The sequence below is a fragment of the Massilia sp. YIM B02769 genome (genome assembly GCF_030411995.1).
Classification (GTDB): Bacteria; Pseudomonadota; Gammaproteobacteria; order Burkholderiales; family Burkholderiaceae_D; genus Telluria.
In genome coordinates, this window is the sequence record NZ_JASNRC010000003.1 from 170,179 (window position 1) to 183,548 (window position 13,370).

General features: G+C 66.9%; 10 protein-coding genes and 1 tRNA gene. 4 read left to right on the top strand and 7 right to left on the bottom strand.

The genetic code is table 11. The annotated features are described in order from the left end of the window. Positions 1-939: a GDP-mannose 4,6-dehydratase gene (locus QPK31_RS05870; RefSeq protein WP_290422010.1), complete on the top strand. Its 939-nt coding sequence runs from the start codon at positions 1-3 to the stop codon at positions 937-939. A gap of 105 nt (positions 940-1,044) precedes the next feature. After that, positions 1,045-2,211, top strand: coding sequence for a glycosyltransferase family 4 protein (locus QPK31_RS05875; RefSeq protein ID WP_290422011.1), 1,167 nt, complete (start codon positions 1,045-1,047; stop codon positions 2,209-2,211). 162 nt (positions 2,212-2,373) lie between these two features. Here QPK31_RS05875 and QPK31_RS05880 read toward each other — a convergent pair whose 3' ends face one another. Together QPK31_RS05880 and QPK31_RS05885 are read right to left on the bottom strand one after the other, a co-directional pair. Continuing rightward, entirely contained in the window at positions 2,374-3,390 is a 1,017-nt protein-coding gene (locus QPK31_RS05880) for a two-component system response regulator (protein ID WP_290422012.1), read from the bottom strand. After that, positions 3,387-6,749 carry an MHYT domain-containing protein gene (locus QPK31_RS05885; protein ID WP_290422013.1) on the bottom strand — a complete coding sequence of 1,121 codons (3,363 nt, stop codon included), beginning with the start codon at positions 6,747-6,749 and terminating at the stop codon, positions 3,387-3,389. The genes QPK31_RS05880 and QPK31_RS05885 overlap by 4 nt, the downstream gene beginning before the upstream one ends. A 252-nt stretch (positions 6,750-7,001) precedes the next feature. Here QPK31_RS05885 and QPK31_RS05890 point away from each other — a divergent pair, with 252 nt between their 5' ends. Continuing rightward, positions 7,002-7,784 carry an ABC transporter substrate-binding protein gene (locus tag QPK31_RS05890; protein ID WP_290422014.1) on the top strand — a complete coding sequence of 261 codons (783 nt, stop codon included), beginning with the start codon at positions 7,002-7,004 and terminating at the stop codon, positions 7,782-7,784. Between the two features lie 122 nt (positions 7,785-7,906). Here the strand turns inward: QPK31_RS05890 and QPK31_RS05895 are convergent. Both QPK31_RS05895 and QPK31_RS05900 read right to left on the bottom strand, forming a co-directional pair. Beyond that, a tRNA-Leu gene (locus QPK31_RS05895) sits at positions 7,907-7,991 on the bottom strand. Positions 7,992-8,069: 78 nt separating this feature from the next. Beyond that, a complete protein-coding gene (locus QPK31_RS05900; RefSeq protein ID WP_290422015.1) occupies positions 8,070-8,531 on the bottom strand; it encodes a hypothetical protein in 462 nt (153 codons plus the stop codon). Between the two features lie 200 nt (positions 8,532-8,731). Between QPK31_RS05900 and QPK31_RS05905 the strand changes: the two genes are divergently transcribed. Then, positions 8,732-9,316 (top strand): FxDxF family PEP-CTERM protein, encoded by a 585-nt coding sequence (locus QPK31_RS05905; RefSeq protein ID WP_290422016.1) that lies wholly within the window; start codon positions 8,732-8,734, stop codon positions 9,314-9,316. Positions 9,317-9,370: 54 nt separating this feature from the next. Here QPK31_RS05905 and QPK31_RS05910 read toward each other — a convergent pair whose 3' ends face one another. The 3 genes from QPK31_RS05910 to rho all read right to left on the bottom strand — a co-directional run bounded on the left by QPK31_RS05910 (position 9,371) and on the right by rho (position 13,248). Then, complete coding sequence (locus tag QPK31_RS05910) at positions 9,371-11,164, bottom strand: glycosyltransferase family 39 protein (RefSeq protein ID WP_290422017.1); 1,794 nt, start codon at positions 11,162-11,164, stop codon at positions 9,371-9,373. 142 nt (positions 11,165-11,306) lie between these two features. Further along, the gene (locus QPK31_RS05915) at positions 11,307-11,576 is read right to left on the bottom strand and encodes a type B 50S ribosomal protein L31 (RefSeq protein WP_290422018.1); all 270 of its coding nucleotides are present in this window, start codon (positions 11,574-11,576) and stop codon (positions 11,307-11,309) included. 409 nt (positions 11,577-11,985) lie between these two features. Next, positions 11,986-13,248, bottom strand: coding sequence for a transcription termination factor Rho (rho, locus tag QPK31_RS05920; RefSeq protein ID WP_229437455.1), 1,263 nt, complete (start codon positions 13,246-13,248; stop codon positions 11,986-11,988). Positions 13,249-13,370 lie beyond the last annotated feature (122 nt).

Below are 13,370 nucleotides of genomic sequence, written 5' to 3' on the forward strand. Positions count from 1 at the left end.
ATGAGCATCGCAAGCACGCAGCAGGGGGCAGGCACGGCGGAGCGCGAAGGCGAGGGCCGGCGCGCCCTGGTCACCGGGCTGCGCGGCTTCACCGGGGCCTACGTGGCGCGCGAGCTGGAAAGCGCCGGCTACCGCGTGTTCGGCACGTCCACGCCCGGCGATGCGCCCGAGCCCGGCGTCTTCCCGGTCGACCTGTGCGACCGCGTGGCGCTGGCCGCGATGGTCGAGGAAATCCAGCCCGACGTGGTCGTGCACCTGGCCGGCATCGCCTTTGTCGGCCATGGCGACGCCGAGCAGATCTACCGCGTCAACGTGGCCGGCACCCGCAACCTGCTGGAAGCGCTGGCCGCGCTGCGCAACAGGCCGTCGGCGGTACTGCTGGCCTCCTCGGCCAACATCTACGGCAACGCCAGCGTGTCCTTCATCGACGAGCAGGTGGCGCCGGCGCCGGCCAACGACTACGCGGTCAGCAAGCTGGCCATGGAATACATGGCGCGCCTGTGGATGGACCGGCTGCCGATCGTCATCGCGCGGCCCTTCAACTACACCGGTCGCGGGCAGGGCGAGAATTTCCTGCTGCCGAAGATCGTGTCGCACTTCCGCCGCAAGGCCCCGGCCATCGAACTCGGCAACCTGGCCATCGCGCGCGACTTTTCCGACGTGCGCATGGTGGCCTGGAGCTACCGCCGCCTGCTGGCGGCCGCGCCGGCGGGCGAGGCCTTCAACATCTGCTCGGGGCGCAGCCATTCGCTGGCGGGCGTGATCGACATGATGTCGGAGATCGCCGGCTACCGCATCGAAGTCCGGGTCAACCCGGCCTTCGTGCGCGCCAACGATGTGCTGACCCTGACCGGCGACAACGCCAAATTGGCCAGCGTCGCCGGCGCCATCCCCACCCGGCCGCTGTCCGAGACGCTGCGCTGGATGGCCGGGGACTGAATATGGACAGGCCGTGCGTGGGACCGGGCACGACCGCAATCGGGCTCGCCGGCGCCGCCTTCCGTCAACGATTCGCGCACCAAGCGTTCATTTTTCACCACGTCCATGCGCGTTCTCCATTTCTATAAAACGTATTACCCCGACACCGTCGGCGGCATCGAGCAGGTGATCCGCCAGATGTGCGTCGGCACCGGCCGCCTCGGCGTGACCAACACCGTGCTCTCGCTGTCGCGCGAGAAGAACCTGCGGCCGATCGCCTTCGAAGGCCATACCGTGCACCGGGTGCCGCTCGACTTCGAGATCGCCTCGAACGCCTGTTCAGTGGCCTCGCTCGGCGCGCTGGCGCGCCTGGCGCGCGAGGCCGACGTGGTGCACTACCACTTCCCCTGGCCCTTCATGGACCTGGCCCATTTCGTGGCGCGCGTGCGCAAGCCGACGGTCGTGACCTACCACTCCGACATCGTGCGCCAGAAAAGCCTGCTGCGCCTGTACCAGCCGCTGAAGCACCGCTTCCTGCGCAGCGTCAACGCCATCGTGGCCAGCTCGCCGAACTACCTGGCTTCGTCGCCGGTGCTGGCGCAGTACCCGGACAAGACGCGCGTGATTCCCTTCGGCCTGGACCAGACCAGCTATCCGCAGCCCGACCCGGCCAAGCTGGCATACTGGCGCGAGCGGGTCGGCCCGAAGTTCTTCCTGTTCGTCGGGGTGCTGCGCTACTACAAGGGCCTGCACGTGCTGCTGGAAGCGGTGGCGGACACCGAGTACCCGGTGGTGATCGTCGGCGCCGGGCCGGAGGAAGCGGCCCTGAAAGCCCAGGCCGCGCGCCTGGGCCTGAAGAACGTGCTGTTCACCGGCGCGATCGATGAGGACGACAAGGTGGCGCTGCTGACGCTGGCGTATGCGATGTCCTTCCCCTCGCACCTGCGTTCCGAGGCGTTCGGCGTGTCGCTGCTGGAAGGGGCGATGGTCGGCAAGCCGATGATCTCCTGCGAGATCGGCACCGGCACCACCTACATCAACATCGACGGCGAGACCGGCCTGGTGGTGCCGCCCGGCGACGCCGCGGCGCTGCGCGCGGCCATGGGCCGGCTGTGGAACGATCCCGGACTGGCACGCGCCATGGGCCGGCGCGCGGCCCAGCGCTTCGAAGAGGTGTTTACTTCGGAGCAGATGGCGGCGGGCTACACCGCGCTGTACCGGGAGGTGCTGGCCAGGCAGGCCGGCGCGCCGCAGGCGCCCACGCCGGTGGCGCCGCCGGTGACGCCGGAGTAATCAGGGCGGGGTAAAGCAAAAGGGGCGCAGTGCGCCCCTTTTGCTTTCGTTGTTGTCGTTCTTGTTTCGTAGGGTGGGCTCCCGAACCCACGCGGTACGTCACAGGATGTATCGAAATAGCGCCGCGCAGCGCCCGGCAGGTTTTCGACACGCGGTACCAAATCAGGCCGCCTGCGCCTCCGCCTCCACCTTCTCCGCCCAGCGCAGCCGCACGGTACGGATCGCCGGCAGCTGGGCCACGAACAAATCGACCAGCGCCGGGTCGAAGTGCTTGCCCTTCTGCCCGACCAGGTACTCCACCGCCTCCTCCTCGCTCCAGGCCCGCTTGTAGGGGCGCACCGAGGTCAGGGCGTCGAACACGTCGGCGATCGCGACGATGCGGCCGGTGAGCGGAATCTGCTCGCCCGCCAGCTTGTTCGGATAGCCGCTGCCGTCGTACTTCTCGTGGTGGGTCATGGCGATGTCGTGCGCCAGCTTCAGCATGCCGCCTTCGTGCTGGCCGATGATCTCGGCGCCGATGGTGGCGTGGCTCTGCATGATCTTCCACTCGTCCGGATCGAGCGGGCCGGCCTTTTGCAGGATGCGGTCGGGGATGCCGATCTTGCCGACGTCGTGCATCGGCGCGGCGTGCAGCAAATCGTCGGCTTCTTCTTCTGTCATGCCGGCCGCCAGGCCCAGGATGCGCGCGAAGTGGCTCATGCGGATCACGTGCAGGCCGGTCTCGTTGTCCTTGTACTCGGCGGCCAGGCCCAGGCGCTGGACGATCGCCAGGCGCGAGGCCTTCAGTTCCTCGGTGCGCACCAGCGACAAATGGGTGCGCACGCGCGCGCGCACCAGCGGCGGGCTGACCGGCTTGGTGATGTAGTCGACGGCGCCGGCCTCGAAGCCTTCGAGTTCGTCGGCGGTGTCGGTGAGAGCGGTGACGAACACCACCGGAATCGGCGCCGTCATCGGATCGGCCTTCAGCGCGGCGCAGACTTCGTAGCCGCTCATCCCCGGCATCATCACGTCGAGCAGCACCAGGTCGGGGCGCTCCTTGGCCGCCAGTTCCAGCGCGCGCGCGCCGTCCTTGGCAAACAGCAGGCGGTAGTGGTCCTGCAAAATCTGGCGCAGCAGCTGCAGGTTGCTGGCTTCGTCGTCGACCGCCAGGATCAGCGGGCGGGTGGTGTTGTTGCTCATTGCATCGTTTCCTGTGGCGTTACATCGTCTAGGGTTTCGAGCGCGATCAGCACGGCGTCGAGCTGCTGCTGGGCGAGGTCGAAGTCGAAATCGGCCAGGGCGGCCTGGACCTGCGTCACGCGCGCGGCCACCGGGTGGCCGGCCAGCGCCGCCGCCAGCCCGGCCAGGGCCGCGTCGTCGAGGGCGCCGCGGGCCAGGGCATCGTGCAGCAGGCCGCCGGCGCGGCGCGCGCGCGCCAGGTCGACGCTCTCGCCGGCAGCATTTGCCGCAGGTGCGGCGGCAGGCTGCTGGTGGCGGACCAGCGCCAGTACTTCCGCATGGGCGGCATCGACCCCGTCCAGCGCCTGCGGCAGCAGGGCCAGGGTGGCCAGCTGCTGGCCCTTGTCGCCTTCGGCCAGGGTTTCCAGTTCGGCCAGCGCATCGCTCAGCAGTTCCAGGCCGAGGTTCGCGGCCACGCCGCGCACCTTGTGCGCCAGCATGCGCAGCGACGGGTAGTCGGCGCCGTCGGCAAAGCCGCGCAGGAACTGCGGCAGCAGCGCGTGCTGGGCGTGGAAGTGGGCCAGCGCTTCCAGGTAGGCGTCTTCCTTGCCGCCCCAGCGGTGCACGCCGCCCATGCGGTTCCAGGCCTGGCGCCCGACCGCCGGCGCATCCTGGGCCGCGTTCGAGCCGATGCCGAGCACGCGCGCGATTTCATGCGAGAGCGTGAACCAGTCGACCGGCTTGGAGGCGAAACCGTCCATGCCCACTTCCGCGCTGGCGCGGCGGTGCTCGGCCAGCACGCTGGCGGTCATGGCGATCACAGGCACGCGCGGGCGGCCGGCCGCTTCGGCCTGTTCGCGGATCAGGCGCGTGGCGCGCAGGCCGTCGATGGTCGGCATCTGGAAGTCCATCAGGATCAGGTCGAAGTCCTGGCGCGCGGCCAGCTCCACCACCTGGGCGCCGTCCGAGGCGCCGGTCATGGTGTGGCCGCGGCGCGCCATCAAGAGCTGCAACAGTTCCAGGTTCTGCGGCACGTCGTCGGCCACCAGCACGCGCAGGCGCGGCAAGGCGGCGGCGGTGCGCACGCGCGCCTGCTGCGGCGCGAAGCGCGCTACCATCAGCGGCAGCAGCACGTGGAAGGTGGTGCCTTCGCCGACCGTGCTCTCGGCCCAGATCTTCCCGCCCATCAGCTCGACCAGCTGCTTGCTGATGGTGGTGCCCAGGCCGGTGCCGCCGAAGCGGCGCGTCATCGAGGCGTCTGCCTGGGTGAAGGGATCGAAGATCGCGTCCAGGCGCTCGGGCGCGATGCCGATGCCGGTGTCCTTCACGCTGAAATGCAGCTGGTCGCCCTGGGCTTCGGCGCGCAGCACCACGCTGCCGGCGGCGGTGAACTTGATCGCGTTGTCGAGCAGGTTGGTCAGCACCTGGCGTATGCGCAGCTCATCGCCGCGCAGGTTGGTCGGCAGCGCCGGGTCGTAGTGGATGTCGACGTGCAGGCCCTTGGCGCGCGCGTTCGCCGCCAGCGTCGACGACAGTTCGTCGATCAGGGACAGCAAATTGAAATCGTTGATCTCGAGTTCGACCGCGCCTTTTTCCAGCTTGGCGGTGTCCAGGATCTCGTTCAGCAGGCGCAAGAGCGAGCGGCCGGCGTTGCGCACGGTGTCGAGGTGGCGCCGCTGGTTCGGGGCCAGTTCGCCGTCGAGCAGCACGTCGGTGAAACCGAGGATGGCGTTCATCGGGGTGCGGATCTCGTGGCTCATGTTGGCCACGAACGTCGCACGCGCGGCGGCGGCCTGCTCGGCGTTGTCCTTGGCGTCGCGCAGCGCTTCTTCCATCATGCGGCGCTCGCTGATGTCGAGGATCACGCCGTCGAGCCAGGCCAGCTTGCCGTCGTCGTCGCGCACGGCGGTGCCGTTCTCCCACAGCCAGCGGGTGCTGCCGTCGGCGTGCAGCAGGCGGTATTCGACCAGCCAGGGGCGGTCTTCGCGCAGGGCGGTCTCGATGGCTTCCGACACGCGCACGCGGTCGGCAGCGTGGATCAGGGCGCCGAAGCAGCGGCGTGGCGCGGCGCCGGGCGGGTCGCCGATGAAGTCACGCGCCGGGTAGCCGGCCACGCGCTCGACGGCGTCACTGATGAACACCATCGGATGCGTGCCTTCGATGCGGCTGCGGTAGGAGATGCCGGGAATGGTGCCGATCAGGGAGCGGAACTGCTGCTCGCTGGCGCGCAGCGCCTGCACCATCTCGCGCCGCTCGGTGATGTCGGTGACGAAGCAGACGAACAATTCCTGGTCTTCGAGCGGCGCGTGGCCGACCGCGAAGCGGATCGGCACCAGGCTGCCGTCGCGGCGCAGGGCCTCGACCTCGGCGTTGTTGGGAGCGGGCGTGGCGCTGTCGGCCAGGTAGCCGAGCAGGCCGGCGCTGTTGTTGCGCTCCTCCTCGGTCATCAGGAGGCGCACGTTGCCGCCCACGATCTCGTCGCGGCGCCAGCCGAAGATCTTCTCGGCCGAGGCATTGAATTCGAGGATGGTGCCGGCGCGGTCGATCGTGATCACTCCGTCGATGGTGGTGGTGAGCAGGGCGCGCATCCAGGCTTCGCTGCGCGACAGTTCGCCGTACAGGCGGCGGTAGCGCAGCAGGCCGTTGGCGGCCAGCACCAGCACCGTGAACAGCACGGTGATCAGGGAGATGCCGAGCGCTAGCGCGGTGGTGTCGGACGAGGCCGGGGCGTTCGGATCGATGCGGCCGACGAAGCGTGCGGCGGCCATGCCGGTGTAGTGCATGCCCGAGATGGCGCAGCCCATCACGGTGGCCGCCACCAGCAGGCGCTGGTTCTCGCCCAGGCGGGCAAAGCGGCGCAGGCCGAAACGCACCCACAGCGCCAGCGTGGCCAGCACCACAGCCACCACGATCGACAGCACGAAAATATACGGGTCGTAGCGCAGCTCCAGGCCCATCTGCATGCCTTCCATGCCGGCATAGTGCATGGCGCCGATGCCGGCGCCGACCAGCACGCCGCCGACCAGCAGGCCGCAGCCGCCCAGGCGTTCGCGCGCGATCAGGCTCAGGGCGACGTAGGAGGCGAAGATGCTCGGCAGGCTAGACAGGATGGTGGTCATCGGGTTGTAGGCAACCTGGGTGCACAGGTTAAAGGCCAGCATGCCGATGAAGTGCATGGCCCAGACCCCGGCGCCCAGCGCCAGGCTGCCGGTCAGCAGGAAGACCGTGCGCTGGCTGCTGCGCTGACGCGCCTGGCCGGCGATCTGCAGGCCCATCCACGAAGAAAAGATCGCCACAAGCAGCGACAACAGCACGAGCTTGGAATCGTAGATGCCGTAGCTGAGCAGCGACGGGTCATCGGGCAACGTGAAAAGCGGCATGGCGTCTTTCGGTAAGGCTAAATCAGTAAAAACGAAATCAGAGCGGATGCCATTGAGTATGACATTTTCCGTATGGAAAGTCTTGAGTTTATTGGGAAAACTTATAAGGCTGTTATCGCATGTGTCGCGTGCTTGCGACCAAGTGTGCAAGAGTTAGCGTTGCCATACTTCCTTCGGGTATGCTGACTGGATGGGATGACCTGGAACATCAGGCTTTTTCCATGATCGACCACGTACCAGGAGGGCGGCATCATGCAAGTACAGCGAATCACCTTGGGTGCCGTGTATCTGGCCCTGGCTGCGCTTTTGTCCGCATCCTTGCCCGCACGCGCCGCCCAGGCGCCGCAACACCCGGGCGCCCTCTACATTGCCACCGAGGAGGCGGCGCCATCGAGCATGCGCGACGCCAGCGGCCGGGTGGTCGGGATCGCCACCGATAAAGTGCGCGCGGCCATGGCACGCGCCGGCGTGGCCTACACGATCGAGACGCTGCCCTGGAAGCGCGCCTATGCCGCCGCCCGCGAACGCCTGGATGCCTGCGTCTACTCCACCACCCGTACGCCCGAGCGCGAAGCCCTGTTCAAGTGGGTCGGCCCGAGCGACAGCGCGCAGTGGGTGCTGATGGCGCGCGCCGACCGCCGCATCGCGCTGGCCTCGTTGGAAGATGCACGGCCCTACCGGATAGGCACGTATCGGGGCGATGCGCGCGACGATTACCTGCGCAGCCGCGGCTTCCTGGTCGATACCGCCCCGCACGATTTGATCAATCCGCAGAAGCTGCTGCTCGGACGCATCGATTTGTGGGCGGCATCGCTACGGCGCGGCAGCATGGTGCTTGAGCATAACGGGTGGAAGGGCAGGATCGTGCCCGTGTTTACATTCAGCCGCCAGGATGTGTTCCTGGCTTGTAACCCCGGTGTGCCGGATGCGGTGATCGGGCGCCTGAACGATGCGTTTGCCGCGCTCGGGCGCGATGGTACGCTGAAGCGGATCGATCGCACCTACGACAACTGGGCTGTTCAGGCAGGCAAGTAATGCTCCCCCGGGCAAGTGTGGCATCGGCATTCGCAAACCCAGGCCGGAAAAAGAAAAAACCGCGTTCTCCAAAAAGAAACGCGGTCTTGTCGTATTGCTGAATGTCGGTGTTGTGCTCCGGCTGGTGCCTCCGGCCGGAATCGAACCGGCACGCCTTACGGCGCTTGATTTTGAGTCAAGTGCGTCTACCAATTCCGCCACAGAGGCCTGGCACACAACGAGGCCGCATATTAGCACACCAATTCCGGTGCTGACCAGTTTACAACAGAGGCCGTGAACCGGAGGCTAGCCGGCCAGCGCCTTTTGCAATGCGCGCAGGACGGGAATCGGCCCGATCACTTCCAGCGCATGCGCATGCACCCGGACATTCACGTTCTGCGCCCGGTTGCGCCAGGTCGGCCGTGCGGCCTTGGCATAGCGCAGCAGGCCCGGGCCGGCGTCGCTGCGGGCGTAGCCGAGCGCGGCGAGGGTGGCGTCGAGCGTATCGGCCATGTGGCAGGCGTCGAAGCGGGTGTTGACGTCGAGCCGTCCGGGGGCGCTGATGCACAGGGGCAAGGCCAGGCCGGCCAGCACCGGCAGCACGATCCAGGCGAGCGGGGCGGTCGGGTCGAACAGGTGCATCGCCAGCACCAGCAGCGGCATGCCGATGGCCACCGTCAGGCCGTATGCCGTCAGCGGCGACAGCGTGCGCAGCAGGCCGGCGTTGCGCTGCGCCGGCACGACTTCCGAAAACATTACGCTTTTCATGTTGTGTCCTCCATGGTGCGAACGTCGGATGACGATGGCACTGCCTGCCATTGTCTGCCCCGTATATGGTCCCGGATTGAGCTGACTCAAGGAGGGGGACGGTCCGAAGCAAACGTCCGGCCCTGTCATCCGCTCAAAGCATGAGGGGCGGCGCGAGCGTGCCGCCGCGCCGCGTCACGACCTTTGTCGATGGAGTGCATATGAACAAGACTTCCCTGCTGTTCGCCGGCCTGCTGGCGAACGCCGCCTGTGCCGGTCCCGATGCCGCCGCGCAAACGATCGAGCGCAGCACGCCGGTCGTGGCCATCGGCGACGGCGCCGGCGGCTTCAACGCCCATTTCGGCGACGGCTTCACGGCCGCCGAGTCCGGCCGCGCCTTCACCGAGCTGTTTACCTTCGATGTCGCCGGCCTGCCTTTCGATGCGGCGGCCTCGGTGACGTCCTCCTTCCTGAATTCGCCGCTGGGCAAGGACCTCGACATCCTTGCCCTCAGCCTGTACCGCTACGATCCCGCCACGCTGGCCGTGATCGGCCCGGCCATTGCCGGCATCGACGGTACCGGCTTCGGCGACGGCGCCCCGGATTCCTGGTCGCTGGCGGCCTACGACTTGCCGACCGGGGCTTACGCGGTGCGCGTCGACGGGCTGGTGCTGGGCAGCGGCGGCGGCAGTTTCGGCGCCGACCTGGCGGTGTCGCCGGTGCCGGAAGCGCCCGCCTTTGCGTTGCTGCTGGCCGGCCTGGCGGCGGGGGCGCTGGCGCGGCGGCGCACGGCGCGGGCGCCATGAAAAAACCGCCCTGCGGCGGGTGCCGGAGGGCGGTATCGATCAGGCGCCGGGCGCTCAGCGGCGGCGATAGAGGCGGAAACGCTCGTCGCGGTCCGAGGCGCGGCGGCCTTCCCACAACAGCGTGGCACGGCCCGTGTCCAGGCGCTGCGCCAGGGCGCGCTTGTCGCCGGGCTTGCCGTTGGCACGATCGTCGTCCGCCTTGCTGTCTGCCTTGTTGTCGGCTTTGTCGTCCGCCTTGGCGCGCGTCCTGACGCTGTCCTGCAGCAGCACGTAGTCGCATTGTCCGCCTTCCATGCCGGCAAACGGCAGGCGGCCGAAGTAGGCGAACGAGGCGCGCTGGGCGGCGCTCACATTCGTGTCGATGCAGTTGGCGTTCGGCGGCAGCTTGGCAGCGATGGCCTGGGCCACGCCGGCATAGCTCCTGCGGTAGTTCAGGTCCGGCAGGAACAGGGTCATCAGCAACACCCACAGCAGGATCAGGCCGCTGGACGACAGCACCACGGCGCGCCACAGCACGGATGGCTGGCGCGACACGCGCCAGCGCACCAGCACGATCCAGCCGACCGTGCCGCCGGCTGCCACCAGGAAGGAGATGATGCCGAATTCCGGCTTGAAGCCCGGCACCAGTTTCAGGGCGTTGTGGGCGAGCTGGGCCGGCCAGCCGGTCAGCTTGGCGATCCAGAACAGCCAGACCAGGGCGGCGAGGGTGGTCAGCACCATCACCGAGAACCAGTCGATGGCGTTGATGGCGCCGCGTTTCATGGTCGGCAGGCCGAAGGCGGCCATCAGGGCCAGCGGCGGCAGCAGCTTGAGCAGGTCGCCGTTTTCCGGCGACGGGTCGCACAGGATCACCAGGGTCAGGGCGCCGAGGAAAGTCAGGGGCAGCACGATGTGCAGCAGGTTCTGCTGGCGGCGCCAGGCCCAGATCGCCCAGCCGGCGAACGGCCAGGCCGGCCAGAAGAACCACACGCCGACGCGGAAGAAGGCGCTGATCGAGGTCCAGTTCGGCAGGCTCAGCTCGTTCAGGTTCCAGGCCGTCCAGGCCGGCACCGGCGACTGGCCGTAGGGCTGGACGATGCTCGCCGGCAGCACCCACACCAGGGTCAGCAGCAGGGCCACGCCTGCGGCCAGGGCCATGTGGCGCAGCGACGTGCGCGCGGGCAGGCGGAAGAAGCGGGCGCCGAGGAAGAGGGCGATCACCAGCGCGATCGGCGACAGCGGGCCGCGCGTCAGGGTCAGGGCGCCCAGCGCCAGGCCGACCAGGGCGGCATTGCGCACGCTGGCGTTCTCGACGTAGCGCACGGCGCGGTACAGGAAGTAGGCGATCAGCGAGCCCTGCAGGGTGACGGCCAGGGTTTCGTGGCTGTACAGCAAGAGGCCAAGCGAGCCGAGGTAGACCAGCACGGCGGTGTCGGCCAGGGTGCGGCCATAGTCGTCGGGTTCGGGCTGGCCGCCGAAGGCCAGGCGCAGCGGCTGGGCTTCCGGACGCCGTCCCAGGTGGAAGGCGGTGTACCACAGCGACATGGTGCCGAGGACAAAGATACCGATATTCGAGACGCGTGCGGCCAGCACGTCGCCCAGCAGCCAGCCGAACAGCTTGATGCAGATGGCGCCCAGCCAGAAGGCGAGCGGGCCTTCGTCGTTGACGGCGAGGCCGGCGATGTTCGGGTAGAGCCAATCGTGCAGGCCGCCGCGTGCCATCGTCCACATGATGCCGAAGCTGCCGGCGTCATCCTTCCACGGGTCGCGGCCGATCAGTCCCGGCAGGATATACAGCATGCCGAGCGCGTACAGCGCCCAGCGCGGCAGGGCCAGCGTGGCGGCGGCGGGGAGGCGGACTGGTTTCATCGATAAGTCTGATGCGAAATAAATGTCGCGCTAGTATAGCGGCGATTGGAAAGACGAAAAAAAAGAAGCCGGAAACCGGCTTCTTCTCGTATCTCGCACAGCGCCTGCTGGAGGCGCGCGGAAGATTGACTTGCTGTGTTGCTTAGCCGTTCGCGACCGAGGTCTTCGAACCGACCGAGCCGAACTTCTGGCGGAACTTCTCGACGCGGCCAGCGGTGTCGACGATCTTGTGCTTGCCGGTGTAGAACGGGTGCGATTCAGCCGACACCTCGATCTTGATCAGTGGGTATTCTTTACCTTCGTAGGTCGCGGTTTCGCGGGTAGCGATGGTCGAACGGGTGATGAACTTGAAGTCGCACGACACGTCGTGGAACAGGACTTCGCGGTAATCTGGATGGGTATCGGTCTTCATGGTTTTGCCTTGGTTTGTTTGGTAGCCAAACAGCACTTCGTCGGTCGCTCTGCTTCTTGACCCGATTGCCGATCACTTGCCAGGGGTTGAGGTACTGAACCCACGATTATAAAACGCTCCGGCGGTTGAGGCAACCGTTCCAGGAATTGCGGCGGCGGATGTGTGGCCGATCGGGTGATCGTACGGTGGGCACTCCGTGCCCACGCGGAACGTGGAGTCAACGTGACGCTTGAGCGAGCGTTGGCCGCTGATCACATGATTCGCGTCGGAGGGAGCAGCCACGATGCACATTTCCGCGTGGGCACGGGGTGCCCACCGTACGGTTGCGTTCGCCATAACGGATACGTTATCGATACGCATGAATAAAAAAGGCGGCCGAAGCCGCCTTTCACGATGCTGTTGGCCGGAATTACCCGCCGCGGCGCATCATGTCGAAGAATTCCACATTGGTCTTCGTCGCACGCATCTTGTCGAGGATGAACTCCATCGCCTCGATCTCGTCCATCGAGTACAGCAACTTGCGCAGGATCCAGATCTTTTGCAGCTGGTCCGGCTTGATCAGCAGTTCCTCGCGGCGGGTGCCCGACTTGTTCAGGTTGATGGCCGGATAGACGCGCTTCTCGGCCAGGCGGCGCTCGAGGTGGACTTCCATGTTGCCGGTGCCCTTGAATTCCTCGTAGATCACGTCGTCCATGCGCGAGCCGGTTTCGATCAGGGCGGTCGCGACGATGGTCAGCGAGCCGCCTTCTTCCACGTTACGGGCGGCGCCGAAGAAACGCTTCGGACGCTGCAGGGCGTTGGCGTCGACACCGCCGGTCAGGACCTTGCCCGAGGCCGGGATCACGGTGTTGTAGGCGCGCGCCAGGCGGGTGATCGAGTCCAGCAGGATGACCACGTCCTTCTTCATCTCGACCAGGCGCTTGGCCTTTTCCAGCACCATCTCGGCAACCTGTACGTGGCGGGTGGCCGGTTCATCGAAGGTCGAGGCGACGACTTCGCCGCGCACCGAGCGCTGCATTTCCGTCACTTCTTCAGGACGCTCGTCGATCAGCAGGACGATCAGGGTAACGTCCGGGTGGTTCGCGGTGATCGCGTGGGCGATGTGCTGCAGCATGACCGACTTGCCGGACTTCGGCGAGGCCACCAGCAGACCGCGCTGGCCCTTGCCGATCGGCGAGATCAGGTCGACGATACGGCCGGTGATGTTTTCGGCGCCGTTCATGTCGCGCTCGAGGCGCAGCGGCTCGTTCGGGTGCAGCGGCGTCAGGTTTTCGAACAGGATGCGGTGTTTCGAGGCTTCCGGCGATTCGCCGTTGACCTTGTCCACCTTTACCAGTGCGAAGTAGCGCTCGCCATCCTTCGGGGTGCGCACTTCGCCTTCGATCGAGTCACCCGTATGCAGGTTGAAGCGGCGGATCTGCGACGGCGAGATGTAGATGTCGTCGGTCGAGGCCATGTAGCTCGCATCGGGCGAACGCAGGAAACCGAAGCCGTCGGGCAGGACTTCGAGTGCGCCGTCGCCGAAGATCTGCTCGCCCTGCTTGGCGCGCTTCTTCAGGATGGCGAACATCAGTTCTTGTTTGCGCAGGCGCGCTGCGTTGTCGATGTCGAGGCTGATTGCCATCTCCAGAAGGGCGGAGACGTGCATTGCCTTCAGTTCAGATAAGTGCATGTTATGTGGGTGTCCCGTGACGGGAAAGTAAAGGTAGGGGAGGGGACTGCGTGGGTTAGTCAGGGGGAAGCGGCCGGAAACGGCGGGCTACCCGATCAATGGCGGCAGTGCGGGCGCGCTGC

Excerpts from the sequence above, each read along its gene's own strand:
- QPK31_RS05870 (WP_290422010.1), top strand. The coding sequence starts at position 1 with ATGAGCATCGCAAGCACGCAGCAGGGGGCAGGCACGGCGGAGCGCGAA.
- QPK31_RS05875 (WP_290422011.1), top strand. The coding sequence starts at position 1,045 with ATGCGCGTTCTCCATTTCTATAAAACGTATTACCCCGACACCGTCGGC.
- QPK31_RS05880 (WP_290422012.1), bottom strand. The coding sequence starts at position 3,390 with ATGAGCAACAACACCACCCGCCCGCTGATCCTGGCGGTCGACGACGAA.
- QPK31_RS05885 (WP_290422013.1), bottom strand. The coding sequence starts at position 6,749 with ATGCCGCTTTTCACGTTGCCCGATGACCCGTCGCTGCTCAGCTACGGC.
- QPK31_RS05890 (WP_290422014.1), top strand. The coding sequence starts at position 7,002 with ATGCAAGTACAGCGAATCACCTTGGGTGCCGTGTATCTGGCCCTGGCT.
- QPK31_RS05900 (WP_290422015.1), bottom strand. The coding sequence starts at position 8,531 with ATGAAAAGCGTAATGTTTTCGGAAGTCGTGCCGGCGCAGCGCAACGCC.
- QPK31_RS05905 (WP_290422016.1), top strand. The coding sequence starts at position 8,732 with ATGAACAAGACTTCCCTGCTGTTCGCCGGCCTGCTGGCGAACGCCGCC.
- QPK31_RS05910 (WP_290422017.1), bottom strand. The coding sequence starts at position 11,164 with ATGAAACCAGTCCGCCTCCCCGCCGCCGCCACGCTGGCCCTGCCGCGC.
- QPK31_RS05915 (WP_290422018.1), bottom strand. The coding sequence starts at position 11,576 with ATGAAGACCGATACCCATCCAGATTACCGCGAAGTCCTGTTCCACGAC.
- rho (WP_229437455.1), bottom strand. The coding sequence starts at position 13,248 with ATGCACTTATCTGAACTGAAGGCAATGCACGTCTCCGCCCTTCTGGAG.